We start from the raw sequence: 25,706 nt of genomic DNA on the forward strand, positions 1-25,706 counted from the left end.
GCGTTGGTGCTGCTCATGCTGGTAGGTGGGTCTGGGCGTCACAGTCCGTAGGACCGCAGCCACAGCTCCAGGGTGAGCACGAGCCACAACTTGCCGCCCTGTCTGGGCAGCAGCGTGCCATCGCCTCTCATCCAGGTGCGTACGGTGTCGGGCCGGAACAGCCCCCGCTGCCGCGCCGCCCGCCCGAGCAGCAGGTCCCCGCCCAGGTCCCGCAGCGGCCCGCTCAGCCACTGCTGCACCGGGACCCGCATCCCGCTCTTGGGCCGGTCCACGACGGTGGCGGGCAGCAGATCCCGTACGGCCTCCTTCAGTACCCACTTCTCCGCCGTACCACGGAGCTTGAGGGCGGGCGGGGTGGCGAAGGCGCGGTCCACGACCCGCCGGTCGAAGAGCGGGGCGCGGCCCTGAAGCCCCTGGGAGGCGGTCAGCCGCTCGACCTTGGTGAGGATGTGGTGGGCGCCCTTGGTCCGCAGATTGCAGTGCAGGAGCTGGTTGAGCAGGTACGTCATCCGGTCGGGGCCGGTGAGGTAGGGCTCGACGAACCGCTGGAGCGGCGGCGCGTCCTCCAGGGCGCGCAGGGCGTCCGGCGTGAGCAGATCGGGTATGTCGGTCCAGCACTTGCGATACGAGCGCAGATAGGCGGTGGCACGGTCCTCGACCCTGGAGGACCCGCCGGACCCGAAGGACCCGTAGGACCCCACGGACCCGGAGGTCCCGGAAGCGCCCGCCGCCCCGTGATGCATCTCGTGCACCAGCAGCGGCAGGTTCTTGGGCCCTCCGAAGACCGGGTCGCCACCCTCGCCGTTCAGCACGACCCGCAGCCCGTCGCCCGCCACCGCCTCGGCGAGCATCAGGTTGGGCACCGTCAACGGGTCGCCGACGGGACTGTCGAGGAGCGCGGCCGCCTCGGCGAGCCTGGCCGCCACGGCGTCGCCGGAGACGGTCAGGACGCGGTGCCGGGTGTGGCAGTGGGCGGCGACGAGGCCCGAGTAGCCGAGTTCGTTGGGGAGTTCGTCGCCGAAGCTGATGGAGTAGGTGTGCACGGGGTGGGCGTGCAGCTTGGCGGCCAGGGCGGTGACCAGGGAGCTGTCGATACCGCCGGACAGCAGCACCCCGACGCCCTCCGCCTCGGGGAGCCGGCACGCGGTGGCCTCCTCCAACAGGGCGCGCAGGGCGAGCACATGGTCCGACGGATCGTCGTACGCGAGGTCCGCGGCGTCGTTGAGATGTTCGCGCGGCTCCCAGTACACGTGCTCGGTGACGGTTCCGTCCGCGGCGAGCCGCAGCACCCGCCCGGGCAGTACCTCACGTACGCCGCGCAGCAGCGTCTCCTCGCCCGGCAGATAGGCGAAGGTCAGGAAGGAGCGTACGGCGGCGAGGTTCAGACCGGTGCCGAGAGCGGGCCAGCGGCGCAGCGCCCGCAGCGAGGTGGAGGCTGCCCAGGAGTCGTCGGCACGGGCGTAGAAGAGAGTACGGGCGCCCACGTGGTCGCGGATCAGCACGAGTTCGGTGCCGTCCAGGACGGCGAGCGCGAACATGCCCTCCGCCAGGGCGATTCCGCGTGCGCCGAGCCGGGCCCAGCAGCGCAACAGCAGTTCGCCGTCGGGGCAGCCCGGCGGCGCGGGTGCGCTGTCGGCGGCCAGCGCGGTGTGCAGCTCGGCCCGGTTGTGCAGGGTGACCTCGCCGACAGCGGTCAGCCCGTGCGCGGTGAACGGCCCCTCCGCGTGGCCGGGTTCGTCCTCGACCAGGGCAAGGCCGGTTGTGAGGCCGGGTGTTCTGCCGGGGGCGGCGCCCATCGAGGCGAGATGGTCCTCGGCCCGCGCGGGGGCGGGCGCCAGGCAGGCGCAGAAGCGCGCCATCAACGGCTCCTTCCATGTGCCGACGTGCCGGTGTGGGACGGGTCCGGGCGTCCGGGCACCCCGGCATACGGGTACACCGGTATTACGGGCGTCCGGATGGACGGGGGTACGGGGTCCACGTCAGCCGAAGTCGTCATCACTCCACCCGCCGCCGTCATCGCTGCCCCAGGACCCGTCCCACACATCGTCCCCACCGCCCCCGTCGCCTCCGTCGCCCCCACCGCCGTCTCCCCCGCTGCCGCCGGACGACGAGTTCTGCGCCTGCTGGCGCAACTCCTCTTCCTCCTCCGGCGTCAGGCTCAGCGGAGGCAGCTGCGTGGCGGAGATCGCCAGGCCCGCCAGACCGAGACCGACGAGGATCGCGCCCAACTGGCCGCCGAACGAGGTCCGGTTGATCATCACGGTCTCGCCGCGGCCCCACAGGGTCCGGCCGTAGCCGATGTCCCGCCCGTAGGTCACCGTGCCGTCGGCGAGCACGCGCTTGATGATCCGGTCCCCGAGCAGTTCGTCGGTGCCGGAGGCGCCCCGGTTGTCGTGCCAGTGGACGACATGGCCGGTGCGGTGGTCCCGGCGGCGCCATTCCTGCCGCCCGTCGTCGTAGCCGCGGTGAACGCTGCCGTCGGCGAGCAGTTCGTCGGTGTAGCCGATCTCGCGTGGCCGGATCATCGTCTCTGGTCCTCGGGTCTGCGGCGGTTCAGGCGGGTGGTCATACGGCAGGCCAGGTGCGGAAGGTCATACGGCCGGCCAGGTGCGGTTCGTCATACGGCCGGCCAGGTCATGAAGCCCGTGCCGCGCATGTCGCGCAGCTCGGTCCAGACGGAGTTCCGGGGTGGCCGCGGTCCTCGGGTGAGCCGCAGTACGGTGCGCAGCAGCCGGGCCGGCCGCACGGCGGCGACCTCCGTGAACCGGCCCTCCGCCAGCCAGGCGACCTCGTGCGGCCGCAGCCCCGCGGGCAGCGGTCCCAGAGCCGGCACCGGTGCCGGCCGGCGGCCGGACAGCAGGTGCAGCGCCGCCGCCTGCCGCGGTACGAGGCCGAGCGAGGCGACCCGGACGCCGGGCACCGGCCCGACCTCCGCCCGTACCCGCGCGGGCAGGGTGAGTCCGGCCGGGCTCGCGTCGTGCAGTACGTACACGGTGGCTCCCTCGGCCCGCTCCAGGGCCGCCACGAGCCGGGGGCGGAGCGGCAGGTCGTCCTCGGCGGCCAGCACGGGGCAGGCCGCCTCCAGGTGCAGATGGTTGGCGAGCAGCATCCGTGCGATCCCCCGGTCCTGGCAGATCAGCAGCCGGGGCAGGCCGTAGTCGTAGAGGTCGGGCTCCCGGGCCGGCGCCCCGCCGACGGGAGGGGCCGCGACCGGCTCCGGCAGCAGCCCGGGCGTGTCCTCCCCGCCCAGGGCGTCCAGCGCCCGGGTGAACCGGGGCAGCCGCAGCGGCGGGGGCGGCGTACGGGGAATCCGCCGCGCCAGCCCCTCCGGCGGCGCGGGACGCAGCACTCGGCACGTCTCGTAGTACAACTGCCGTTCCGTGAAACGGATCCCGCCCGGCGCACCCGCCCGCGCGGCGCCGAGGGCGATCGCCCGGCCCAGCAGCGGGCCGGGGGTCGGGCCCGGTGCCGTGTCCGGCCGCCGCCCCGTGCCGCGTCGCAGTGTCATCGAATGATCCAGCCCTCTCTCACGTCCACGCCCGGACACTCGGCCCACTCATCCGGTGCTCCCGCCCCGCGCCGCGGACGTGCCGGACGGTTCCGGCCACGAAAGGAAGCCGACCGAGGCCGCGGAGTGCCGTACGCGGTCCAGTTCCAGCGCGCGTTCGACCGCCTGCTCGACGACCGACTCCAGGAGCACGGGCGGCACCGCGGCGAGAGGGCTCCACCAGCCAGCGGCCAGCCACTCGGCCTCCGTCAGCGTCAGGCCGGCCTCCTCGCGCAGCCGGGTCACGAGGGCCGGCCCGGCGTCGGTGGGTGCCTTGTGGAGCCGTACCGTGTGCGGGTTGTGCATGGCCTCGCGGATCGGCGGCGCGACGTCCACGACCACTCGCTCCGGCCTGGCCGCGCGCAACCGCGGGGCCAGCAGCGCGCCCCGTACGCCGGCGTCGTGCAGCGCCACCACCGGTACGTCGTCGTCCGGAAGGTCCTCGGTGGTGGTGGCCAGGGCGACGGCGAGGCGGGCCGGCAGGCCGTTGGCGTCCAGGAAGGCGGTGACGGCCCGGTCGAGGCTGAGTAGTACGGCCCTGGGCCGTTCCCGGGGCGCGGACGCGGTGTACGGCCCGTCGTCCATGATCCCGGCCGGCAGACCGCCGTACGCCTGCGTCCACCGCCCGACCATCAGGTGGCGGAACACCGCGTACGAGGGCACGACGTCCGCACCCGGCGGCCGCTCGGACGTGTGTGTCGTACGTTCGCCGCCGAGGTCCCCGTACGTGTCGAACACCCATCGGAACATGGCGGGGCAGGCCGCGAGAACGAAGAACGCGAGAACGGCGAGGGCGAGGAACCAGACCAGTTCGTGGCCCACGGCGATGGCGAGGGCGACGAGTCCGGTGATCACCCCCGCGGCGAGGAGAAGCAGTCCGGCCAGCACCGGGACGATCACCAGCCACCGGAGCCACGACCGCTTCACCGTCGTACGGCTCAGGGTCGTCGCCTGTCGCACGGGGTTCCCGGTTCTGGCCAGGTACCACAGCTGGGTGAGCGTGACCCGCAGCCGTCCGCCGTCCGTCAGCCGGTGGACCACGCGCTGGATCCGCAGGTCGTTCATGCCCCGGCCGTGCTCTGCCGGGTCGAGGGCGAACCCGCGGCGGCAGTGGACGCACACCCTGCCCGTCCGCTCCTTGCGCCGCAGTGCGGCCCGGCAGTGGGGGCAGATCATCAGGTCCCCCTCGGCGGCGCCGACGGCATCGGCGGCACGGGCGGTGCCGGCCAGGTCAGGAAGCCGAGGGAGGCCGCGCGCCGGCGTTGCGGGTCGGCGGCGGTGGTGACGCGTTCGGCGACCCGGTCGACGACGGCCAGGAGCCGGGCTGGCGGCACCCCGACGAGCGGGTACGACCAGCCCTTGGCCAGCCACTTCAGTTCGGCGGGGGTGAACTCGCCGGAGGCGGCGAGCTCGGCCATGTCCGCCTCGCTCGGCCCGGTGTCCCGGAACGGCACCGCGCCCCGCGACTCCCGCAGGCGGCGCAGCGGCAGTCCGGCGTCGATCACGGTCCGCCCCGGCAGGGCGACGCGGAGCCGGCGTACGAGGAGCAGGCCCTGCGCGCTCGCGTCGTGCAGGACGATCACCGGGCCGTATCCGGTCAGCCGGCGCGGGTCGGTGAGAAGGGTGAGGCCGTGGCGCGCGGGCACACCGGCGGCGGCGAGGCAGACGGCGACGGACAGGTCGGGGCAGATCAGCGCGGCGGTGGCGGCGGCTGCCGGGACGGCTTGTCCGTACGGGGGCCGGTGGTCGCCGGCTCTGCCCGACACCCGGTGGTCGTCCGCTCTGTCCGGGAGCCGGTCGTCGTCGACCATGCCGGGTGGGAGGGAGCCGTAGACGCGCCGCCACTCCGCGAGCGGGCCGGACCGGAAGGCGCTGCGGGCGATCTTCGGCCGGCCGCGGCCGACGCCCGCCTGTTTCGCGATCAGCAAGCCGAGAGCGACCAGCAGCAACAGGCCGCCGCCTACGGCGACGAGCGGCAACCGGGTGATCAGCCCGACAAAGCAGAGCGCGGCCCCGAAGTACGCCGGGAGACACCCGCAGCCGAGCTGCACCCCGCTCTCACGCAGCGACTTCCGGGACAGCGCGTACCACAACTGGCCCGGTGTGCACGGCAGTTGCCCCTGGTCGGTCAGGGTGCCCATGACTCTGCGCACCCGCAGGTCGCTGAGCCGCAGGTCGTTGGTCTTGGGATCCAGCGCGTAGGTGCGCCTGCAGAATCCGCAGACGTTCCCGGGCCGTTCCTTGCGCAGGAGCGACTTCTCGCAGTGCGGACAGATCACCGTGGCCCCTCCAGCACACCCGCCACCCGCCGCAGCCGCGCCGCGAGCCGCTCCCGTACGGTCGTGGCACCCACGCCCCGTACGCGCTGAACGTCCTCGATGGCCCGCCACTCGGCGGCGAGAGCACGGTAGTCGGTGCCGAGGGGGGCGGGACGGGTGGCCGTGGTCAGCGGTGCGGCCGGCTCGTCACCGCCGGGGGAACCGGAGTTGGCCGAGGAACCGGCGTGCCCGGCGAAGTGGGGCACCCCCGCCGCCCGCCGCTCCGCCTCCCCCGCGGTGATCGCGTAGTCCTCGTGATCGATGCCGTAGCCGGTGTTCGCGGCCAGGATCGTCAGCGGCGCGGTGCCCCGGTTGGCGAAGGAGTGCGGCATCATCTCCGGAATCCGGATCAACATGCCCGGCGACAGCGGCACTTCGGTGACCTCGCCCCGCGCCGCGTCGTACAGGCCGCACGCCGCGTGCCCCAGGCTCAGCACGAAGTGTTCGCCGCCGTGGGCGTGCGGAGTGAACGCGCTGCGCGGGCCGACCACACCCAGCTTGACGGTCGCGTTGGAGGGCCGCTCCGGAGAGGTCGCCGCGTCGCCCACCAGATAGTGGGCGAACTGCCCGTCGTCGATGAACCGGAGAAACTCCCGCTCGGGACCGAGTTCCCGCGCGCCCTCCCGGTCCGCGAACACGATCCCGCCGTCCGGCCCGAGGAGGTAGAGGTCCACCCCGCTGGGCAGCCTCCCCGACAGCAGCCCGAGCGGTACCGCCTCAGATATGCCGGACATAGAGACTCCCCCTGTGCTCTCCGCGCGCATCCGCATCGTACGGCGCAGATCCGGAACAGCAGGAGCGTACAAGCCGAACTCCGGGGAGCCCAGAGGCGAACGGTGCCGCCGTTCCGCCCCCGGTCCCCCGGGCTCAGTCGGCGGTGACGTCGGAACTGCTCACGGCATCTCCGCTGGACGGCACCGACGACGCCGGGGCGCTGGCGCTGGGGCTGGGACCGGGGTCGGCACTGGAGCTGGTGTCCGGCGTCGCGCTCGCCTCGGGCGAGGCGGTGTCGTCCGGCTGCGACTCCGTGTCGCCGGACTCCCCGGATGTGGGTGTCCCGCTGTCGGTGGGGGCGGGGTCACCGGCGGTGCCGCCGCCCACCGAGGTTCCGCTGCCCGACTCGTTCTTGAGAACGGCCGCCACCGGCTTGCCGGCGAGCAGTTCCACCGCGGTCACCGTCACCATCCCGAGGGCGAACACCAGGCCCGTCGCCAGGGCGTACTTCTTCCAGGCGAAGGACTTCCACCGGGAACCACTCCGCGAGGTGGTGTCGGACTCGCTCTCGGAGAGCGCGGCGGGCGCGGAGGCCCCCGGTGCGCCGAACGCCACGCGGGCGTCCGCCCGCTGCTCCGCACGCTCCTCGCCCGGCGTCCGGGCACCTCCCACGGGCACCCGGTTGCGTATCTCCTCGCCGGTCCGCCGGAACGCGTGCTGGAAGACCGCGGCACCGGTGGTCGCGCTGGTACTGACCACGGCGGCGCCGATGATCGTCCCCGTCACTCCCAGCAGGGACGCCAGCCCCGCGCCCACCACGGTCGCGAGCGCGCTCGCCGCCACCTGCACAGCGGTGAGGTCGAGCACCTTGTGTTTGGACTCTTGTTCCTCTTGCCGTCCTTCTCGCTCTTCTTGTACGGACTTCTCCATCAACACCCCTTGCCGGTCCCGGAGCGGCGCCCCGGGATGGTCGAAATCAACTTGGTTGCGCACAAAGGCACTTGAGGCCCCTTCAGCGATACGCACGCCACACGGACGCACAACGGGACGACTGCCCCGCCGACGGTGTTTCATCTGCGATCAGCGACAGGGCCCGACACCACCTCACACCCTGTCCACATTCTGAGATAGGCAGCTTTCGGACCGCCCATACCACCGGGCAGCGACTACCCTGATGTACGGACGTCCCAGACCCCGGCGCCTATGTCGTTGATCGACACAGATGGCTGCGAGGGGCGGGCTGTTGGTCCGTCACCCGGCGCATCCCTGGAGGGAACTGGGTGGATCCCTGTCCTGCCGTACAGGCTCTTGGGCCGGCCTTCGCTCCGCCTCCGCCGACCGTACGCCCCTGCCGACAGCGCGCCAGGACGGGCCGGGAATCCGGCACCACGGCGTCGGCTGCCGGACGGCTCTCAGATCCGAGGCGTCATGCCACTCCCGCAGCTCACCGTGTATCGACGCGACCGGAGGAACCGGGCCCTGATCACCCTGGCCGGTGAGATCGACCTGGCATCGGCGCCGCTCGTGCGCTCGGCGCTTGAACGGTGCCTCGACGACGGCATCCGCACCATCGACGTCGACCTCACTCCCGTCGCCTTCTGCGACTGCAGCGGCCTCAACACCTTCCTCTACGCCGCACAGCGGACCGCGGAGGCCGGCGGGACCCTGCGACTGCACTGCCCGCCACGGATCCTTGCTCTGCTGCTCGATCTCACCGGCTCCGGGTCCCTGCTCCTCGGCCTGCCGTCCGGGCCCCCGCCGCCCGCTCCGGCTCCTTCTCACCGGCAGGGACAGCTGGTGCCTTCCTCCTCAGGTGATATGTGGTGACCGCCCGGCGAGGGCAGGGACTGCCGCTCGGCGTCACGCCGGCGGGACCTGCCCGCGAGGCCCGGACGCGGTGGCCCGGGTGAGGTACGACAACCGGTCGGCCCGTATCCAGCTGCTGGTCGCCGAGCAGGCGGCCCTGCGTGCTGCCCGGGTCGGCGTGATGGACGTGTGCACCGCCGCCGTGGCCGCGCTGCCGGTCGGCGGAGCCGGGCTGTCGGCGATGTCCAGGACGGCGGGGAGCCATCCACTGTGCAGCACCGACGCCATCAGCGAGCGGTTGGAAGAGCTCCAGCTCACCCTGGGCGAGGGCCCATGCGTGGACGCCTTCGCCCACGGCTCGGCCGTCCTGACGCCGAACCTGCTCACCGGTGAACTACAGGACCGCTGGCCCGTGTTCGCCGATGCGGCCCTCGAAGCCGGAGCGGCCGCCGTCTTCGCCCTCCCCCTGCAGATGGGAGCGATCAGCCCGGGAGTTCTGGACCTGTACGCCGACGTGCCGACCGTGCTGGACGCGGATCAGCTGGCCGACGCCATGGCCTTCGCCGATCTCGCGACACTGCTCCTGCTCGATACGCGGATCGACGAGACGGGCGCGTCGGACGGCGGCCCGGATCCGGACCACGGCTTCGAGGACCTGGGCGGATACCGGGCGGAGATCGACCAGGCCACCGGCATGCTCACCGTCCAACTCGGCATCGGCATCGAGGAGGCCTTCGTCCGGCTGCGCGCCTACGCCTACATGAGGGCACGCCGGCTCGCCGACGTGGCCGCCGACATAGTGGCCCATCGGCTCCGCTTCTCCCCGGAGACGGAGACGGAGACGGAGTCCGACCGGACCGACCAGACCGACGAGGAGCCCTGATGCGCCAATGCCGTCCGATCAACGTTCCGTACTTCCCGCATTCTCCCCGCGGGAATAGTCTCAATCGAGGGTACCCACGATGAATCAGCAGCTCCTTGCCAAAACCTTCGTCGAGCTGGCGGACAATCTGGTCGCCGACTTCGACCTGATCGACTTCCTGCGCCTGCTCACCGACCGCTGCGTGGGCGTGCTCGACGCGAGCGCGGCCGGCGTGCTGCTCGCCGACCGGGACGGCAAGCTCCGCGTCATGGCCGCCTCCGACGAACGGGTTCGCCTCCTCGAGCTCTTCCAGCTCCAGAACGACGAAGGCCCCTGCCTCGAATGCTTCCGCACCGGCACACAGGTGATCGTCCCCGACCTGACCCGGGAGGCCGACCGCTGGCCGCAGTTCGTCAGGGCGGCCCACCACAGCGGGTTCGGGGCGGTCCAGGCCCTGCCCATGCGTCTGCGCGACGAGGTCGTCGGCGCCCTGAACCTCTTCCACGCCGGCGCCGGTCCCTTCGACCCCGCGGGCACACTCATCGCCCAGGCCCTGGCAGACGTCGCCACCATCAGTCTGTTGCAGCAACGCTCCAGCCGTCGCAGCACGATCCTCAACGAACAGCTGCAGACCGCGCTGAACAGCCGCGTACTGATCGAGCAGGCCAAGGGCAAACTCGCCGAACGCCAGAACGTCGACATGGAACAGGCCTTCACCGCACTGCGCGGCTACGCCCGCGCCCACAACCGCCGTCTCTCCGACGTCGCCCGCGCCTTCATCGACGACTCCGAGCCACTCCCCGGCCTGCTGGCCTGATCACCCTCTGGAGCTCACCGCCTGCGGTGCCGCCCGCCGCTGGATGCGCTCCGGTGCCGCCCGCCGCTGGATCCGCTGCGCCGCACGAAGACGCCGGGCGCGGTCGTCGGTCACCCGCGGCGTTCGCGGTCCCGTCGGTCCTCGCGCCTCCAGCGTGCCCGGTGCTGACGGCTGTAGCGGCGGTCCCAGCGGTCCTGACGCTCCCGGCGGTCCCGGTAGGCGCGGTACTCCCCGACATCGGAGCCGCGGCCCCAGCCGACGCCTCGATCCCGGCCGTAGCGGAAGGCGCCGAAGACCAGTACGGCGGCGGCCACCCACCAGAGAGGGCTGACGAAGCCCAGGCCGAACAGCACCACGATGAGGATCAGAAGCGGGACGAACACGGCGGGCCTCCCCGAGGCAGAACAAGACGTGCGATGCCGGGGGCCGGGGCCTGTTCACCCAGCGTAGTCCTGCCGCGGGCAATACGGACAGCGCCGCTTGTAACGGTCCGACGCCGCGGGACGACTGCGAAACAAAGGGATCCCGGACATCCGTACGCTGGCCGGAACTTCCCCCCGTTCAGCCTCATCTGTCACAGGAGTCACGGGAGTTGGTATACGGCGGGAGGCTCGGCGCGTGACGCGCCGGTTTCAGGAAGCCGTCCGGTTCAGCGGGGTCCCGGTGGCCTGTCCGGTTCCGGTCGGGTCCGGCGAGTCCTGTCCCGCCGGGTGCCAGCATGCCTCCGGGCCGCCCGGCGGCCCGTCGGACCGACGCACCGGCCACAGGGGGACGTGCATGCTCGATTCAGCCTGCTCGAAGGGGACTTGGGAGAGTGTGCCCGGACGGCCGACGGAGTGTCTGAGACCCGGTGTACTGCGCTACCACGGTTTTCGCGCTCACTTCAGCAGTCCGCGGCGGCGGCTGGAACTGCCCAGCGGGACGGTGACACTCGTGGTCGGATTCGACGAGAAACTCTCGCTGGACGACGCACAGGGCCGTGACTCCGCGCAGTACAGCGCGGTTCTCGCCGGCGTGCACGCGTCCGCCGGTACCGGTGGCCACCAGGGCCGGCTGTCCGGCATGGAGATCGTGATGACGCCCTGGGCCGCGTACTCGTTGCTCGGTGCGGCGATGCACGAGCTGGCCGGCCGTCATCTGGCGGCCGAGGACGTGCTGGGGCGCCGGCTCGGCACGCTCGCGGACGCGCTGGCCTCGGCACCGGACTGGCCGCGGCGCTTCGCTCTGGTGGACGCGGCCCTCGTCGCGTGGGGAGCCGCCGGCCCGTCCGGTTCGCCCCTCGTCGCCCGGGCCTGGGCCGAGGTGGGCGCACGACGGGGCATCGTCACCACCGACGTACTGGCCGATTCGGTGGGCTGGGGCCGCAGGCAGCTGGAGAAACGCTTCCGTGAACAGATCGGCGTGTCCCCGAAGATCGCCGGACGGATCGTGCGCCTCAACCACACCCTGCGCGCACTGGCCGCCGGCCGCAGTCCGAGTGAGGTCGCGGCGGCCGTCGGCTTCTCCGACCAGTCGCATCTGAGCCGGGAGTTCAAGGCGATGACGTCCCTCAGGCCACGCCAGTTCGTTCAGGCGATCGCCGAGCACCGCGTCGTCGAGCGCGTCCCCGGGCACCTGACGAGCGTGCTGCTGGACCGCTGAGGGTCCGGCTCGGCAACCGGCCGCAGGCCCCGCCCAGGACTTAACTGACAGTGCGCATTCCTTCAAGACCGCGACGCCGCGCCGCTGTCAGTGTGCAGGGCGACGGGCGGACACCAACCAGTGCGCCCGCAGCCCGAAGGGGGAACCATCCAATGAAGAAGACCTGGTCCGCGCTGGCGGCCTCGGCCGTCGTCGCCACTTCCCTGGTCGTCCTGGCCCCGGCCGCGGAGGCCGCGCCCCAGGCGTGCGCCACCGCGGAGATCCGCACCGGCTACCGGGGCCCGGGGACCGTCGTGAACAAGTCGTCCTCGAGCACCTGCAACGACCTCAACCTCACTGCCTCGTACGAGAACAGCGCGGCGACCAGTGACCTGTACGCGGGCTTCTACCGCAACTCCTCCGGCACCTGGATCCGGGGCTCCCGCGGCTACATCCGCGCCTACGACGGCGGGCACAGCCCGTGGATCGTCCTGCTGTCCGACGTCAACAACGGTGTGCCGATGAGCGTCGGCAGCTACAACACGAGCAACGACATCGCCGACGTCGCGCACTGACCCAGCGGAACTCGGGGCCCGCGCCCGGCGCGGGCCCCGACTCCCGTCACAGAGAGGCTTCCCGGTGTCCCACCGCCTCCACCCGGCGCAGTTGGTGCCGGCCGTGCTCCTGATGGCCGCGGCGATCGGCGGATGCTCCGCGTCCGCGAGCCCCGCCGCCGACCAGCCCGCCCCGGCCGGCCGGGCCACGGCAGCGGCCCCGTTGTCCCACGCGCTCCCTCAGGACCCGGTCCCGATGGTGCTCCCGGCGACCGGTGCCGACACCCGGCTGACCGTCGGTCTGGGCACATTCGGCCAGACCGTCAGCGCGGCGGTGACCGCCCGTTGCGCCCACGACGCCGGCCGCCCGCGTCCGCAGGGCCCTCCTCCCATGTTCGTCCGGCTCGGTGCGCTGCCGGACCTTGATCTCCTGGAACGCGACGGCTTCAACGGCGGTCCCGCCCCCGACCTTCCGAGCGTCCTGCGGACCGCCGCGGACTCCGCGGAGCCCGGCGCCGCCTCCGCCGACGATTCCGACGCAGTCGTCCTCCGCTGCGCCGCGGCAGGCACCACCGCCGTCCGCGCCCTCGACGCCCTCTCCTCGCCCCTTCAGAGCGAGTGGTGGAACACGCTCGACACACTGCGCAGCCAACCGCGGGTACGGCACGCACTGGCCGAGGTGCCGAAATGCCTGGACCGCCGGCACAACCTGCGCGTGGACAACGAGGACGACTTCTTCGCCCTGGTCGACAGCCGACTCGCGGAGCACGCCGACGACACCACCGCCCTCGTACGGGAAGACCACGAGCTGGCCGGTGCCTACGCCGACTGCATGCGGCCGGTGGAAGCCGTCCGCGAGCCCCTGCGCCAGAAGCTGCGCGAACGGTTCGTCGCGGAGAACAGCCGCGAGATCGCGTCCCTCCGCTCACAACTGGGACCGGCCGTACGGGAGCTGGAGAAGCGCCACGGGGTCCACATCTCGTTCCCCACGCTCTGAGTGCCTCGAGGACCGGACGGACCTACTGCGCCACGCGGGCGATGGTCCCCCCGGAGACACCGTCGGCTTCACCGTTCACGAGCCGAAGCGGCACACGCACAACGCAGCCGAGCCGATGACACTGCCCACAGGGCCCCTCAGCGGCTCGACGGTGTGAGCTGCGTCGGCACGAGTACGGGCTCTCCGCGCGTCGAAAGCCGCGTCCTTCCGGCGTCTGTCGCCCGGCCGGTGCGCCGCCACAGTCGTCCCAGAGACCTGTAGAAGCGGTCGGGCAGGAACACGGCGTCCGCGACGATCATCGCGGACGAGAACAGTGGAAGTCCCATGAGTACGGCGATGCCCAGGTGCATGCCCAACAGCAGGGTCAGGACAGGGTATTTGAGCCGTCCGAACAGGACGAAGGGGAATGCGACCTGCACGAGAACCGTCAGATAGCAGGCGATGGCGATCAGCACGTCATGCTCGTCCGCCAGCAGGGAGATCTCAGGCCAGGGGCGGAACAGATCGAGGTTCAGGACGTAATGGAGGGCGGTCCCGTTACCCCATGAGCCGCCCTGCACCTTGTAGAGACCCGCGGACCCGTAGAGGAAGCAGACCTGGGCGGCGATGACGAACATGCCGCAGTTGTGCAGCACCGCGGTCACGGTCTGCCGGGAATGACGGAGGTCGGCCGTTCCCCGGCCCGTCGGCGTACGCGCCGTTTTACCGTCGGCGGCACGGAGACGGTTTCTGCGCGCATCCAGGGACCAGTGGCGGCCGCATGCCGTGCAGGCGAGGTACAGCGCCATGAGGAGGATGAGGTTGTCTCCTCCGTCGGTCATGAAGATCGCCCTGGCGTGGAACGACGCGACCACGACGGCGAACAGCACGGACACGACTCTGGTGCGCCAGCCCAGCAGGAACAGCACGGACGTGATGAGTGCCAGCGCGTAACAGGCCTCGAAGTACGCCCGGTTGTCGGACAGGGTCAGGATGCTGGCCCATCCCGTCTGACCGAACAGTTGCCTCGCCATCTCGGGCGTCCACGGTGAACCAGGACCCCAGATCTCGTCGCGGTGCGGGAACTCGCGTAGCAGGAAGACGAGATAGAGAAATCCGTATCCGATACGCAGGACCGCGGCGGCGTAGAGGGAGACCGGCCGCTCGGTCAGGATGCTGAGACCCGCAGCGATTCGCCCTGGCACGCGGTGCGGCACGCCTGCGTCCACTCCTTCGGGAGCGCGTCGGCGCGGTGTGTGCGGTTGCTCAGTTTCCATGGGCGTGCACCTTCCACCAGGGCAGATATCGCGTTTCCACAGGCTTCGGCGCCGCGGCGGACGGGTCGGTGCCGTTCGGCGTTTCGGGGGCGGCGATGGGCACCGTGATCACCCGTAGTTGGATGGACTCGAAGGTTCCGTGCCGACGGGTGGTGACGCGGTCCGACGCGATGTTGGTCAGGTACTGCTGGATCATGAGTGCCCGCTGTGAGCGTGGCAGGTCGTCACCGCCGTGGGTTTCGAGGTACGAACTCCAGGCCCGCCGCAGCATGTTCTGAGCGGTGTGACTCGGGAAGGCGTTGTGCCTGACCGACGAGTTGTCCACGGCGGTCAGATCGAACCAGCCGCTCACCTGGGTGCTGCCGTCCGGAGCGGTGTGCAGGGTCCTCGCCGAGATCTGCCGGTTGACCGACTCCGGATCCGGCGCGAAGAGCCGCCAGTTCTGCTCGAACAGTGGGAAGACCCATGCGTTGACCTGCCGGCTGTACTGCCGGGAGATGGGGTTCGTCGGTGCCACGTGCAGAAAGACCAGGAGTACATGTACCAGGGCCGTCGCCAGGAACAGGACCGTCACGGCGCTCACCCCGGCTTTCAGAAGAACGGGCGTTGGAGCCGAAGGCCCCTGGAACGCAGGGTCCTTACCGCCTCGGTCTCGCTGCCCAGCCGACTCGATGCCGATCCGGTCCGGTCCGTCGGCATCCACCGTTTCCACGCCGCCCTGCACGTCCACACCCGGTCTTTTCATCCTGGCTTCTCTCACCGCGTCTCCTGAGATGTCGCCAACAGCGCGCGACGGAATCGACAACGATCCGTCGCGCGCCGCTCGTCCTGCTCATTCAGATGGAGCTAGGCAGACTTCTTGTGGTCGTCCTTGTGGTCGTCCTTGTGGTCGCTGCCGTGGCCCTCGGGCTTGTCGGGCTTTCCTTGATCCCCGCCATGCTCGCCATGCTCGCCATGCTCGCCATGCTCATCGGGCTTGCCACCATGGTCGTGGTTGTCGGGCTTCTCGCCGTGGTCGTGGTGGCCGTTTCCACCCGTCGAACCACCATGGGTACCGCCGGTGTTAGCACCCGTGGTGCCTCCGGTGTTAGCACCCGTGGTGCCTCCGGTAGTAGCACCCGTGGTGCCGCCCGTAGTGACTCCCGCGATGAGGCCGCCCAGGGCGCCACCGGTGGTTCCACCCGAGGTCAGGACGCCGCCGAGAAGACCGCCCAGGGCTCCGCCGGTTCCGCCGCCCGTCGGCACGCCGCCGATGACACCGACCGTGGTGCTGCCCGTGGTGCCCGCTGTCGTGCCACCGGTCGTGGCGCCGGCGATCACACCGCCCGTGATCAGCCCGCCGGTGGTTCCCCCGGCGGCACACGTACCCCGGTTGATCGTGTTGTTGTCCAGCGTCACGGCGCCGGTGCGGGCCAGCGCCCGGCCGGCGATGGTCGTTCCCGTGGTGACGGTGATCGACTCCTGGGCCATGATGGTCCCCACGAACGTGGAGTTGGTGCCAAGGGTGGCCGAGCTGCCGATCTGCCAGTACACGTTGCACGGCGAGGCGCCGTTGATGAGAGACACATTGCTCCCGGACGCCGTCGTCAAGGTCGAACCGACCTGGAAGACCCATACGGCATTGGGGTCGCCGTGGGCGTCGAGAGTGAGCGTGCCGGTGATACCCGCGGAGATGGGCGCCCTGTAGACACCCGGATCCAGCGTTCTGCCACCGAGCTCCACGGGATCGGGAGCGGTGGGATACGTGACGTCGGGCGCCTGGCCGGCGGCGTTGTTGTATGCCGTGACCAGGTCGCTCTTGGCCTGGAGCGCCACAGCGTCCGCGGAGTGCAGGGCCCCGAGAACCGTGCCGGGCGGGAATCCGGTGATGGCCGTTCCCGGATGCACTCCGAGATCACCGGTGATCAACGACGGCCCGGTGTTGGTGACTTGTGACCCGGCCAGAACGGCGAAGCTGCTCGCCGTACCCAGAGGTACAGGTGTGGCAACGGCGTTGGCGCGTGTCGGCGTCAGCGCGAGCACGACGGCGGCGATCACCACGGCCGTAACCGCCGCGAGCCAAACCGACGTGGAGCGCCGTAGCGGCGCGTCAGGGATATTCAGCGTCATCGAGGGGCCAACTCCTGTGAGGGGAAAGTGCCTTGGCGGCGGTTCTCGGTCGCAGGGAATCGCCTTTTTGTGCCGTTGGCATATTACTCAAGAAATTGATCGGTGCGGGATTCACTCAAGCGAGCCCAAGGCGAAACCGACGAGCCAACTGCAAAGCGCATATGAATACCTAATGGGCCGGATGGCGTTGATCCCCGGCCCGGCAGACACGTGGGAATTTCACCGGAGGACAACTCTCCCCGCGAACCGGGCGGTCACCGCCGACGGAAGGGAGGGCGTACCGGAGGAAGATCACGCAGCCCACCTGCACAAGGGCGGCGGAGGTGGCGGTCACATGGCTGTCACCAGCAGCGAACCGCTTGATGATCTCGCGAGCGGCTCGAGCACGGCCGACCGCCGCAGGCCAACTCCACCCGCCTTGAACACGCCGCCACGCCAACGCGTTTGGCGTACGGAGGCCGCGGAAGAACAAGCGGCTCGATGCCGCACATGAACAAGCCCAAGCCGGACCGACCGCAGTAATATTGAACTTCGGGCTGATTCACTCTCACGGGCGTTCACCCCGACGGATCACTCCGGCGTGTTAATGGCGGAGTGATTGCCTCAATCGGCAAGGAGTGTGTACGGGTTATGGCACGCGAAGCCGATGAGCCTGCCGACCCGCGAAGGCAAGAATCGTCATCCGTTTGGTTCTGACTCGGCGACGACAACGCCTGCCGCATCTCCCTGCCAGTCGCGTCGCCCGGGCTGCCGGGCTCCGCCGCCCGGTGGTGGCGGGGGGCCGGGGCCCCCCCCCCCCCCCGGCGGGGGGGGGCGCCCCCGGGGGGGGGGGGGGGGGGCCCCCCCCCCCCCCCCACCACCGGGCGGGTGCCTTCCGGTCAGGCGTTCAGACGCGGTCGGCCGCGATCAGCACGTACTGGAAGGAACCGTCCCGGTAGGACTCGATGAACGCCTCTTCGATCCCGGTGACCAGCGAGGACGTGGCCCGCAGTTCCCAGTACGGCAGGGTGTCGGGAGTCAGGTCGATCACGGTCTGCGGTACGAGCCGATTGTCGGCCATGGCCCGCAGGTACTCGCGCCGGGAGTGGATGTTGCACTCGAAGTGGGCGTTGATCTGCGAGACCCACTTCGACGGCTGGCCGTAACGGGGGTTCCAGCAGCCGGTGATGGTCACGTACCGGCCACCCACCTCGAGGAAGCGGGAGTGCTCGGCGAACAGGTCGTGCAGGTCGACGTACATGGACGACTCGTTGTTCCACGAGGCAGCGACGCCGCCCTTCTCGAAGGGTGTGTCGAGCATGTTGCACACGCGCGAGCGGACGTGGTCCTGGATACGCAGCTCCCGTGCCCGCGAGTTGCCGAACTCGGCCTGCGTGGCGGAGAGCGTGACGCCCTCGACCTTGCAGCCGAAGCGCTGGTGGGCCATGACCATGGATCCGCCGCGACCGCACCCGGCGTCGACGAGGGTGTCGTCGGCCGTGACGGAGCCGAGGTGGTCCAGGAGGAACTCGGCCTGGGCGGACTCCAGCCGGTGCAGCTCGGCGATCAGCCTCTTCTCGTACTCCTTGTGCTCCGGGTCGCCGAGCGCGGTGCGGTCGACGGCGCCGATGCCGTAGTGATGGTGGTAGAGCCCGTCCACGTCACCGAGGCGCAGGTTCACCGGCCTCGCCTCGCTGTTCCAGTACCGGGCGATGTCTCCCTGATAGGGGGTCGCCGGGGCCGGGACCATCGTGGAGAGTGCGGGGGTGATATCCGTGGTCACAGAGGCGTCCGTTCTTTACCAGAAGTCGGGCAGGCTGTAGCGGTAGGTGTTGGTGCGGTGCCAGTCGTGGTTGCCGTCGACCCAGGCGGCCACGCCCTTGAGGAAGCGCAGCAGGGCGGGCAGGGGGCAGGCCGCGGCGAGGTCGGCCGCTGCCGCCTCGAAGGCGTGCATGAGGTCGTTGTGGACCTCGACCGCCTTGAGATACGCGTCGCGCTCGGAGAGCTGTTCGCGTTCCGCGATCACCACGGGCAGGTTCAGATGCCGGCCGGGACTGGCCAGTTCCTTGGTGTAGGAGTACAGGTCGTTGACGATGGTGGTCGCGTTCCCGGCCAGCGCGATGACCCGCTGTGTCTCCGGCCGTGCTTGCAGGTCCGCCGGGAGCTCGTAGCCTCCGACGGTGTCGGTGATGGTGGGGCAGGGGCGGAAGTTGTTGAACTGGCGCATCGCCAGGTACTCCCACACCTCCGGGACATGATCGGTCTCGGCCCAGGCCGCCTCGGCGAGATAACCCATGTGCAGCCGGGCCATGTCGTGCCGGAAGCGGTCGGCCTGGGAGGCCGTGGCCGCGCGGACGAAGTACTCCATCGCGCTGCGATAGGCGCGCCGCGGTGGATCCGAGCCGAGCGACGTCTCCCAATCCGGCGCGTACTCCGGGGTGGTGTGGAGAGGGTCGAGCGCGGTGTGCGCGAGAAGGAGACGCCCGCCGAGACCGACGGGTGAGCCGCCGTGGTCCTCGCAGTAGCAGTCGTCGACGGCGTTCTCGGCGACCATCAGCCGGGTGGCGATCATCAGATGATCCACGGTGGGGGCGTCAGGGTGGCAGCCGACCATGTACCGCCCGACGGAGAAGCCGTCGAACTGGCCTTCCCAGTCCTCGGGGTAGAGCTGGACCTCGTCCTCGGCCCAGCGTTTGATCCGGCGGCTCACTTCCTCGACGCGCACCGGGTCGGGCTCCGGGACGGGATGGTGGTACAGGCCGGGAACGGCCTTGCCCTCGGCAGGCGGTGCGGGAGCGGGGAGCGCCGGGTCGGGTGCGCGGGCCAGGGACAGCGAGGCCGTCCCCAGGCCGGTCGGCCCGCCCAGGCCCCGGCTCCGGACGGCGGATACGGGGGGTGCGGCCGGTGGACGCGGTGCACGGGTCGGGGACAGCGGGCCTGGGGACAGCGAGGCCGTCCCCAGGCCGGTCGGCCCGCCGAGGACCGGGTGGACGACGGGTTCGGGAGGTTCGGCAGGCAGGACCGGCGTGGTGGTGGACGGCCCCGGCCGCCGCTCGGGCACGGGTGGTCCGAGGGGCCCGGTATCGGGCATCTGCTACTCCTTGCTGCGGTGGGCCGGGCGGGGCGTCGGCCTGTTCGACGCGGGCATGCCGTCAGTCCCGCCGGCGGGCGATCTGCACGTTCTCCATCACTCCGAGCGCGTCGGGCACGAGGACCGCGGCGGAGTAGTACGTGCTGACGAGATAGGAGATGACGGCCTGCTCGTTGATGCCCATGAAACGCGCGGAGAGGCCCGGCTCGACCTCGTCCGGCAGGCCTGTCTGCCGTAGGCCGATGACTCCCTGGTTCTCCTCGCCCGTGCGCATCGCGATGATGGAGCTGGTCTGTTCCTTGCTGATCGGAATCTTGTTGCAGGGCAGGATCGGGACCCCGCGCCAGGCCGGGACCGACTGCCCGCCGAGGTCGACGTGGTCCGGGTAGAGGCCGCAGGCGTTGAAGCCGCGTCCGATCGCGGCGATCGTCCTCGGGTGGGCGAGGAAGAACTTGGTGCCGCGGCGGCGGCAGAGCAGGTCGTCCATGTCGTCCGGGGTCGGCGGGCCGGAGTGCGTCTGGATGCGCTGCTTGAAGTCGGCGTTGTGCAGCAGCCCGAACTCACGGTTGTTGATGAGCTCGTGCTCCTGCCGCTCACGCAACGCTTCGATGGTGAGCCGGAGTTGCTCCTCGGTCTGGTTCATCGGCCCGTTGTAGAGGTCGGCGACCCGGGTGTGGATCCTCAGGACGGTCTGGGCGGCGGAGAGTTCGTACTCGCGCGGCTTCAACTCGTAGTCGACGAAGGTGGCCGGCAGGTCCACCTCGCCGGTATGACCGGCCGACAGGGCGATCTCGGCCTCGCCGTGTTTGTTCTGCGGCTGCCGTGCGGCGGAGCCGAACTCCTCGATGTGGGCCTGGAGGCCGGGCGCGGCATCCCGTACGGCGGCGAAGTCGGAGCGGGAGAGCGTGAGGAGAGTGCCGGCGGTCTCGGCGGTGGCCGTGCAGTGGTGGCGGGCGTCGGAGTCCAGCAGGGCGTCCTCGCCGAAGTGGTCGCCGTCCGCGAGTACCGCGATGGCGATCGCCCCGCCGTACCGGCCCTCGCCGGACTGGCTGACGCGGCCGTGGGCGATCAGGTGGATCCGGTCCGCCGGGCTGCCGCGCTCGACGAGGACCTCACCGGCGGCGAAGTCGCGCTGCACACAGCGTTCGGCCAGGACGGTGAGGACGTCCACGTCGTCGAAGCCCCGCAGCAGGGCCAGTTCACCGAGTTCGCGGGGGATCACACGGACCGTGGGGCCCTCCTGGACGAACTCGATGCGCCCGTCGCCGACGGTGTGCCTGAGCCGCCGGTTCACCCGGTAGGCGCCGCCCTTGGCCTCGACCCAGGGGAGCATCCGCAGCAACCAGCGGGAGGTGATCTCCTGCATCTGCGGGGCGGACTTGGTGGTGGTGGCGAGGTTGCGGGCGGCGGCGGTACCGAGGGCCTGCTGCGGAACTGCTGGCGCGGCCTGGACTTCCGGGCTGCTGTCAACGGTCATCGGGGTGAGGTGCTCCTTGCCGGACACGGTGCGGATCGCGGCGATCCGTCTACCCGCAGGACGGTAGGACCGGCCGTCCGGCATCTCCATGGAAAGCCCGGCAGCTTCCGTCGAAGCAGTGAACATCTCCGGCTTCGGTTTATCGGTGAGCGAGCATGAAATTCCCCAGGTGGGCCGGGTTTCGCGGCAGGTAGTTCGTCGGGATCACGCCGGAGACGTTGCCCAGGAAGTGGATCCGGCATCCGGTCTCGGCCAGTACGAGGAGTTCGGGCAGGCGGGCATGATCGGCGACATGGGCATCCGGCGGGTCACCTCCCGCTGTGACCGCCGCCCCGAGGAGACCGCCGCGACCGGGCTTGCGCAGCCCGAGCGACGGCAAATACTTGGCTAGCCACATGTTTGCTGTTACGTTAGTTATGTGTCCAGCCACCTAAGTGGGTGGTGGCACGAGAGGAGTCGTCATGAAAGCCATCCTGTTCGACCGTTTCGGTGGCACGGAAGTGCTGCGCGAGGCGGACATCGAGGTCCCGCGGCCCGGCCCCGGGCAGATCCGCGTCCGTGTCAAGGCTGCCGGGCTGAACGCGCTGGACGGCAAGATCCGCTCCGGGGCGATGGAGGCCGTGTTCCCCACGCCGCTCCCCGCCGTCCCCGGTGGCGAGCTCGCCGGCGTGGTGGACGCCCTGGGTGAGGGCGTGCAGGACGTGCAGGTGGGCGATGAAGTGCTGGGCTGGTCGGATACCGGCTCGTACGCCCAGTACGCGCTGGCCACCACCGTGGCCCCCAAGCCCGCCGGCCTCGACTGGCAGCACGCGGTCGCGCTGCCGGTGGCGGGCGAGACGGCTGAGCGGGTCCTGAACCTGCTCGGCGTCGCCGCCGGGGAGACCGTGCTGATGCACGGCGCGGCCGGAGCGGTCGGAACCCTGGCGGTCCAGCTCGCCACGGCCCGCGGAGCGCGTGTCATCGGTACCGCCGGCCCCGCCAACCAGGAATACCTCGCCTCGCTCGGCGCCACCGCGACCGTCTACGGCGAGGGCCTGGTCGAGCGGGTCCGGGCGCTCGCCCCCGACGGCGTGGACGCGGTGTTCGACCTGGCCGGGAAGGGAGCCCTTGAGGACTCCATCGCCCTGCGGGGCGGCACCGAACGCATCGTCACCATCGCCGACTTCCGGGCACACCAGCTCGGTATCACCTTCGCCAACAGTCCCAAGGAACGCTCGGCCGCCCGCCTGGCCGCGCTGGCCCAGGACGCCGCGACCGGCAAGGTCGTCACCACCGTCACCGCCTACCCGCTCGACCAGGCCGCCACGGCCCAGCAGGTCAGCGACGCCGGGCATGTCCGGGGCAAGCTCGTCCTCACCCTCGGCTGATCACGCCCGCCACTCCTTCCGCCACGCCCTCCGGCCTCCCGAACACCAACTGTTCATCACCGCACCGAAGGACCATTCATGCTGAACGCCCTGTGGACACCGACCACCGTCGGTGACATCTCCCTCCCGCACCGCCTGGTCATGGCCCCCATGACCCGTGACCGCTCCACGCCTGAAGGCGTACCGACCGAGCTGAACGCCGAGTACTACGCCCAGCGGGCCTCGCACGCGCTCATCATCACCGAGGGAACCCAGCCCTCCACCGACGGCCAGGGCTACCTCCTCACCCCCGGCATCCACAATGACGAGCAGATCGCCGGGTGGCGCAAGGTCACCGACGCCGTGCACGCGGCCGACGGCCGGATCGTCATCCAGCTGATGCACACCGGACGCATCGCCCACCCCGACAACACCCCCCACGGGCGCCGGCCGGTCGCCCCTTCGGCGATCCGGCCGCAGGGCGCGATGTTCACCGCGTCCGGGCCCCAGGAGATGCCCACGCCCCGCGCTCTGTCGACGCAGGAGGTCGCGGCGACCGTCGACGACTTCCGCCGCGCCGCGGCGGCTGCCGTCGCGGCAGGCGCCGACGGCGTCGAGATCCACGGCGCGAACGGCTACCTGGTGCACCAGTTCCTGTCCGACAACACCAACCAGCGCACCGACCGCTACGGCGGTTCCCTCGACAACCGCATCCGCTTCGCCGTCGAGGTGGCCGCTGCCGTGGCCGACGAGATCGGCGCCGACCGCACCGGCCTGCGCATCTCCCCCGGCAACTCCTACAACGACATCGCCGAGTCCGACACCGCCGAGCTGTATCCGGCTCTCCTGCGAGCCCTCAGCCCGCTCGGTCTCGCCTACCTCCACGTTCTCCACGCCGGGGACGACGCGCTGCTGGGCACCCTGCGCACGCTGTGGCCGACCAAGCTGATCCTCAACCGGGCCGGCACCGACCTGCCCACCCGCGCCAAGGACATCGACCACGGCACAGCCGACCTCGTCTCCGTCGGTGCCCTCGCGCTGGCCAACCCGGACCTGGTCGAGCGGCTACGCTCTGACGCGCCGCTGAACACCCCCGACCCGGCGACCTTCTACGGCGGCGGAGTGGCCGGCTACACCGACTACCCCACCCACACCGTCTGAGGAACCGCATCATGGCCGCTCCCACACCCCGCACCCCCACGACGGCCAGCGAGGGGCCGATGAGCTACGCGATCTTCCAGCTCGCCCGCGCTCATCGCGCCCGCGCCGCCGCCATGCTCCGCGAGATGGACCTCCATCCCGGACAGGAACTGCTGCTGATGCACCTCCTCGACCGGGACGGCCAGACCCAGTCCGAGCTGCTCGAAAGCGTCGGCCTTGACCACTCCACCGTCTCCAAGTCCCTACGCCGCATGCAGGACGCGGGCCTGCTCATCCGCGAGCCGGCCGAACACGACCGGCGCGTCATGGTCGTCCACCTCACCGACAAGGGCCGTGCGATGCGCGAGCCTCTGGCAGCCATGTGGCGGGCCCTGGAGGAGACCTCCGCGCTGAACCTGTCGGCGCAGCAGGCAGAGTCCTTCGTCCGTATCGCCTATGCCATCGCCGACGCGATCAACAGCCGCGCTCTTCCGCAAGAAGAGTCGACCTAACTCCCCGGTGTGCACGCCATCAACTGTTCGCGAGTCAGGACGCTTCTGACGGCTCTCGGCGTGCTGGGTGGATCTCGTGGTTGGCCAGGCGGGACGCCCGTGCGGTGGGCTCTTCCGGCCCGGACCGGACATGCTGCGGGCACTCGGCGTCGACCGCCCACTCGTCGACGACGGCGAAATCGCTTGGGCCGTACGGGAGATCTACCCGGACGGGGGCGATGCCGCCCTGGAACCGGTCTGGCTGCGGGCACCTGCACGACACCCCCTCGGCTTCATTCATCCCGAACGTGGTACGGCTGCCCGCGTACGGCGGCGCCGCCACGGACCTGCCCACCGACGTCCTCGGCCACCAGCTGCGCGCCATCGCCGATGGACGCCTGAACATCCACGTCGCGCAGGTATACCGCGGCCCGGAATCCGTACGCGATGCGCAGGCGGACCTGGAGTCCGGCCCGTTCCCGGGCAAGCACGTCGTCGTACTCGTCCGACGACCGCGACCCTCAACTACCGGACAGAAAAGTGAAGGTGCCGAGATGGACGGAAAGACACTGCAGGAAACGGCACAGGAGCGCGCCCGGAGCCTGCCGGTGGTCACGCTGGAATACCCGTTCGGGCCCGCATGGGAGGTCTTCAAGGTCCACGGCAAGGTGTTCATGCTGATGACCGAGGTGCCCGGCCGGCCGGTCGTCATCCTCAAATCCGACCCGGAGGAGGCTGAGGCGCTGCGCGCGTCGCACGCCGACATCACTCCCGGCTACCACATGAACAAGAAGCACTGGATCACGCTCGCGCCCGGCGCCTCGATCGACCCGCAGCTCGTCGAGGACCTGGTCACCGACTCCTACCGGCTGGTGGTCGCCGGGCTCCCGAAAGCAGAGCAGCCCGTGAACCCGAAGACGTTCGGGGTGCCCGAGGCAGAGGCACAGTGACCGTGCCCCTCACGGGCGACCAGCTCCAGCAGGCCGCCCGGCGTACCCCCGGCGCCCTGCCCGGCGTCACCCACGGCGCCCTGCCTTCACCCCGAAACTCGACGCCTACAAGGTACTTCTCGCCCCAGGCTTCGCTGGACTCCAGGAACGTTCCAGGGCCGCGCCCCCGGCCTCGATGTCACTCATCACGTCAGTCATCAACTGCCGCTTCCAGCTCGGGAGTCACACCGCCGACCCCGTCGAGCGGTGTCGTCGGGCAACTGTGAGGCCGCGGCGACGATCTCGGGAAAGGCTGCCGTCAGGTTCCCACCGCTGCGGGAACGGATCAGGACCGGGGCGCCGGCCCAGCAGTGCCCGATAGCCGTGCCATTTCGGCTCACCCGCCCACCCAGGCAGCGGCGCAGGGTCGGACACAGGGGCGGCGAGCATCGGTTCCGGCATTGCCCACGTCACAGCCCATGCCTTCCACCCAGCCCGCCCGTCGGCAGACCGAGTGCGCGTACGCACCCGACTACCGGCCCGACCACGGCAGGTCAGCGCACTACAACACCTCGCCGGGGGTTGTAGTGCTGAGCTCCTGGCGCACGTCCAGGCAGCGCGGCCGGACACCGGGCTGCCCGGATCCCGTGTCG

Annotated in this window: 26 protein-coding genes; 11 read left to right on the forward strand and 15 right to left on the reverse strand. The window is 70.8% G+C overall.

Features of this window, described 5'->3' with window-relative positions; all coding sequences use genetic code 11:
* Window positions 1-38: 38 nt before the first annotated feature.
* From ACIBLC_RS05125 to ACIBLC_RS05155, 7 genes are all read right to left on the reverse strand, one after another.
* A complete protein-coding gene (locus ACIBLC_RS05125; protein ID WP_399209314.1) occupies window positions 39-1,859 on the reverse strand; it encodes an asparagine synthetase B family protein in 1,821 nt (606 codons plus the stop codon).
* Window positions 1,860-1,979: 120 nt separating this feature from the next.
* Window positions 1,980-2,525, reverse strand: coding sequence for a hypothetical protein (locus tag ACIBLC_RS05130; RefSeq protein WP_399209316.1), 546 nt, complete (start codon window positions 2,523-2,525; stop codon window positions 1,980-1,982).
* 92 nt (window positions 2,526-2,617) lie between these two features.
* Complete coding sequence (locus tag ACIBLC_RS05135) at window positions 2,618-3,508, reverse strand: hypothetical protein (RefSeq protein WP_399209317.1); 891 nt, start codon at window positions 3,506-3,508, stop codon at window positions 2,618-2,620.
* 48 nt (window positions 3,509-3,556) lie between these two features.
* Window positions 3,557-4,723, reverse strand: coding sequence for a hypothetical protein (locus ACIBLC_RS05140; RefSeq protein ID WP_399209318.1), 1,167 nt, complete (start codon window positions 4,721-4,723; stop codon window positions 3,557-3,559).
* Window positions 4,723-5,826, reverse strand: coding sequence for a hypothetical protein (locus ACIBLC_RS05145; protein ID WP_399209319.1), 1,104 nt, complete (start codon window positions 5,824-5,826; stop codon window positions 4,723-4,725). The genes ACIBLC_RS05140 and ACIBLC_RS05145 overlap by 1 nt, the downstream gene beginning before the upstream one ends.
* A complete protein-coding gene (locus tag ACIBLC_RS05150) occupies window positions 5,823-6,599 on the reverse strand; it encodes a cupin domain-containing protein (protein WP_399209321.1) in 777 nt (258 codons plus the stop codon). Before ACIBLC_RS05150 ends, ACIBLC_RS05145 begins: the two co-directional genes overlap by 4 nt.
* A gap of 133 nt (window positions 6,600-6,732) precedes the next feature.
* Window positions 6,733-7,509, reverse strand: coding sequence for a hypothetical protein (locus ACIBLC_RS05155; RefSeq protein WP_399209322.1), 777 nt, complete (start codon window positions 7,507-7,509; stop codon window positions 6,733-6,735).
* A 498-nt stretch (window positions 7,510-8,007) separates the two neighbouring features.
* Between ACIBLC_RS05155 and ACIBLC_RS05160 the strand changes: the two genes are divergently transcribed.
* The 3 genes from ACIBLC_RS05160 (at window position 8,008) to ACIBLC_RS05170 (ending at window position 10,064) form a co-directional block, all read left to right on the forward strand.
* The gene (locus tag ACIBLC_RS05160) at window positions 8,008-8,406 is read left to right on the forward strand and encodes an STAS domain-containing protein (RefSeq protein ID WP_399209324.1); all 399 of its coding nucleotides are present in this window, start codon (window positions 8,008-8,010) and stop codon (window positions 8,404-8,406) included.
* A gap of 79 nt (window positions 8,407-8,485) precedes the next feature.
* On the forward strand, window positions 8,486-9,268 hold the full coding sequence (locus ACIBLC_RS05165; protein ID WP_399209325.1) for an ANTAR domain-containing protein: 783 nt from the start codon (window positions 8,486-8,488) through the stop codon (window positions 9,266-9,268).
* 79 nt (window positions 9,269-9,347) lie between these two features.
* Entirely contained in the window at window positions 9,348-10,064 is a 717-nt protein-coding gene (locus ACIBLC_RS05170) for a GAF and ANTAR domain-containing protein (protein ID WP_399209326.1), read from the forward strand.
* A 110-nt stretch (window positions 10,065-10,174) separates the two neighbouring features.
* Here the strand turns inward: ACIBLC_RS05170 and ACIBLC_RS05175 are convergent, their stop codons facing one another.
* On the reverse strand, window positions 10,175-10,447 hold the full coding sequence (locus ACIBLC_RS05175) for a hypothetical protein (RefSeq protein WP_399209328.1): 273 nt from the start codon (window positions 10,445-10,447) through the stop codon (window positions 10,175-10,177).
* A gap of 550 nt (window positions 10,448-10,997) precedes the next feature.
* On the opposite strand from ACIBLC_RS05175, the gene ACIBLC_RS05180 reads away from it, so the two are divergent.
* The 3 genes from ACIBLC_RS05180 (at window position 10,998) to ACIBLC_RS05190 (ending at window position 13,235) form a co-directional block, all read left to right on the forward strand.
* Complete coding sequence (locus ACIBLC_RS05180) at window positions 10,998-11,705, forward strand: helix-turn-helix domain-containing protein (RefSeq protein WP_399209329.1); 708 nt, start codon at window positions 10,998-11,000, stop codon at window positions 11,703-11,705.
* Between the two features lie 152 nt (window positions 11,706-11,857).
* Window positions 11,858-12,259 (forward strand): hypothetical protein, encoded by a 402-nt coding sequence (locus ACIBLC_RS05185; protein WP_399209330.1) that lies wholly within the window; start codon window positions 11,858-11,860, stop codon window positions 12,257-12,259.
* A gap of 64 nt (window positions 12,260-12,323) precedes the next feature.
* On the forward strand, window positions 12,324-13,235 hold the full coding sequence (locus tag ACIBLC_RS05190) for a hypothetical protein (RefSeq protein WP_399209331.1): 912 nt from the start codon (window positions 12,324-12,326) through the stop codon (window positions 13,233-13,235).
* Window positions 13,236-13,372: 137 nt separating this feature from the next.
* Here the strand turns inward: ACIBLC_RS05190 and ACIBLC_RS05195 are convergent, their stop codons facing one another.
* From ACIBLC_RS05195 to ACIBLC_RS05220, 6 genes are all read right to left on the reverse strand, one after another.
* On the reverse strand, window positions 13,373-14,491 hold the full coding sequence (locus tag ACIBLC_RS05195; protein WP_399209333.1) for an HTTM domain-containing protein: 1,119 nt from the start codon (window positions 14,489-14,491) through the stop codon (window positions 13,373-13,375).
* Window positions 14,481-15,065, reverse strand: a complete 585-nt coding sequence (locus ACIBLC_RS05200) for a DUF5819 family protein (protein WP_399209334.1) — start codon at window positions 15,063-15,065, stop codon at window positions 14,481-14,483. Before ACIBLC_RS05200 ends, ACIBLC_RS05195 begins: the two co-directional genes overlap by 11 nt.
* Window positions 15,066-15,337: 272 nt before the next feature.
* Window positions 15,338-16,600: an ice-binding family protein gene (locus tag ACIBLC_RS05205; protein WP_399209335.1), complete on the reverse strand. Its 1,263-nt coding sequence runs from the start codon at window positions 16,598-16,600 to the stop codon at window positions 15,338-15,340.
* A gap of 886 nt (window positions 16,601-17,486) precedes the next feature.
* The gene (locus ACIBLC_RS05210) at window positions 17,487-18,329 is read right to left on the reverse strand and encodes a geranyl diphosphate 2-C-methyltransferase (protein WP_399209879.1); all 843 of its coding nucleotides are present in this window, start codon (window positions 18,327-18,329) and stop codon (window positions 17,487-17,489) included.
* Window positions 18,330-18,377: 48 nt separating this feature from the next.
* Complete coding sequence (locus ACIBLC_RS05215; protein ID WP_399209336.1) at window positions 18,378-19,670, reverse strand: family 2 encapsulin nanocompartment cargo protein terpene cyclase; 1,293 nt, start codon at window positions 19,668-19,670, stop codon at window positions 18,378-18,380.
* A 61-nt stretch (window positions 19,671-19,731) separates the two neighbouring features.
* Window positions 19,732-21,147, reverse strand: a complete 1,416-nt coding sequence (locus ACIBLC_RS05220) for a family 2B encapsulin nanocompartment shell protein (protein ID WP_399209337.1) — start codon at window positions 21,145-21,147, stop codon at window positions 19,732-19,734.
* A 118-nt stretch (window positions 21,148-21,265) separates the two neighbouring features.
* On the opposite strand from ACIBLC_RS05220, the gene ACIBLC_RS05225 reads away from it, so the two are divergent.
* The 4 genes from ACIBLC_RS05225 (at window position 21,266) to ACIBLC_RS05240 (ending at window position 24,145) form a co-directional block, all read left to right on the forward strand.
* A complete protein-coding gene (locus tag ACIBLC_RS05225; RefSeq protein ID WP_399209338.1) occupies window positions 21,266-21,538 on the forward strand; it encodes a hypothetical protein in 273 nt (90 codons plus the stop codon).
* Window positions 21,539-21,608: 70 nt separating this feature from the next.
* A complete protein-coding gene (locus ACIBLC_RS05230; protein ID WP_399209339.1) occupies window positions 21,609-22,514 on the forward strand; it encodes an NADP-dependent oxidoreductase in 906 nt (301 codons plus the stop codon).
* Window positions 22,515-22,592: 78 nt separating this feature from the next.
* Window positions 22,593-23,654 carry an alkene reductase gene (locus ACIBLC_RS05235; RefSeq protein ID WP_399209340.1) on the forward strand — a complete coding sequence of 354 codons (1,062 nt, stop codon included), beginning with the start codon at window positions 22,593-22,595 and terminating at the stop codon, window positions 23,652-23,654.
* Between the two features lie 11 nt (window positions 23,655-23,665).
* Complete coding sequence (locus tag ACIBLC_RS05240; RefSeq protein WP_399209341.1) at window positions 23,666-24,145, forward strand: MarR family winged helix-turn-helix transcriptional regulator; 480 nt, start codon at window positions 23,666-23,668, stop codon at window positions 24,143-24,145.
* Between the two features lie 272 nt (window positions 24,146-24,417).
* Here ACIBLC_RS05240 and ACIBLC_RS05245 read toward each other — a convergent pair whose 3' ends face one another.
* Window positions 24,418-24,615, reverse strand: coding sequence for a hypothetical protein (locus ACIBLC_RS05245; protein WP_399209342.1), 198 nt, complete (start codon window positions 24,613-24,615; stop codon window positions 24,418-24,420).
* Between the two features lie 63 nt (window positions 24,616-24,678).
* Here ACIBLC_RS05245 and ACIBLC_RS05250 point away from each other — a divergent pair, with 63 nt between their 5' ends.
* Window positions 24,679-25,074 (forward strand): MmcQ/YjbR family DNA-binding protein, encoded by a 396-nt coding sequence (locus tag ACIBLC_RS05250; protein WP_399209343.1) that lies wholly within the window; start codon window positions 24,679-24,681, stop codon window positions 25,072-25,074.
* Window positions 25,075-25,706 lie beyond the last annotated feature (632 nt).

The sequence above is a fragment of the Streptomyces sp. NPDC050535 genome (genome assembly GCF_044457665.1).
Taxonomy (GTDB): domain Bacteria; phylum Actinomycetota; class Actinomycetes; order Streptomycetales; family Streptomycetaceae; genus Streptomyces.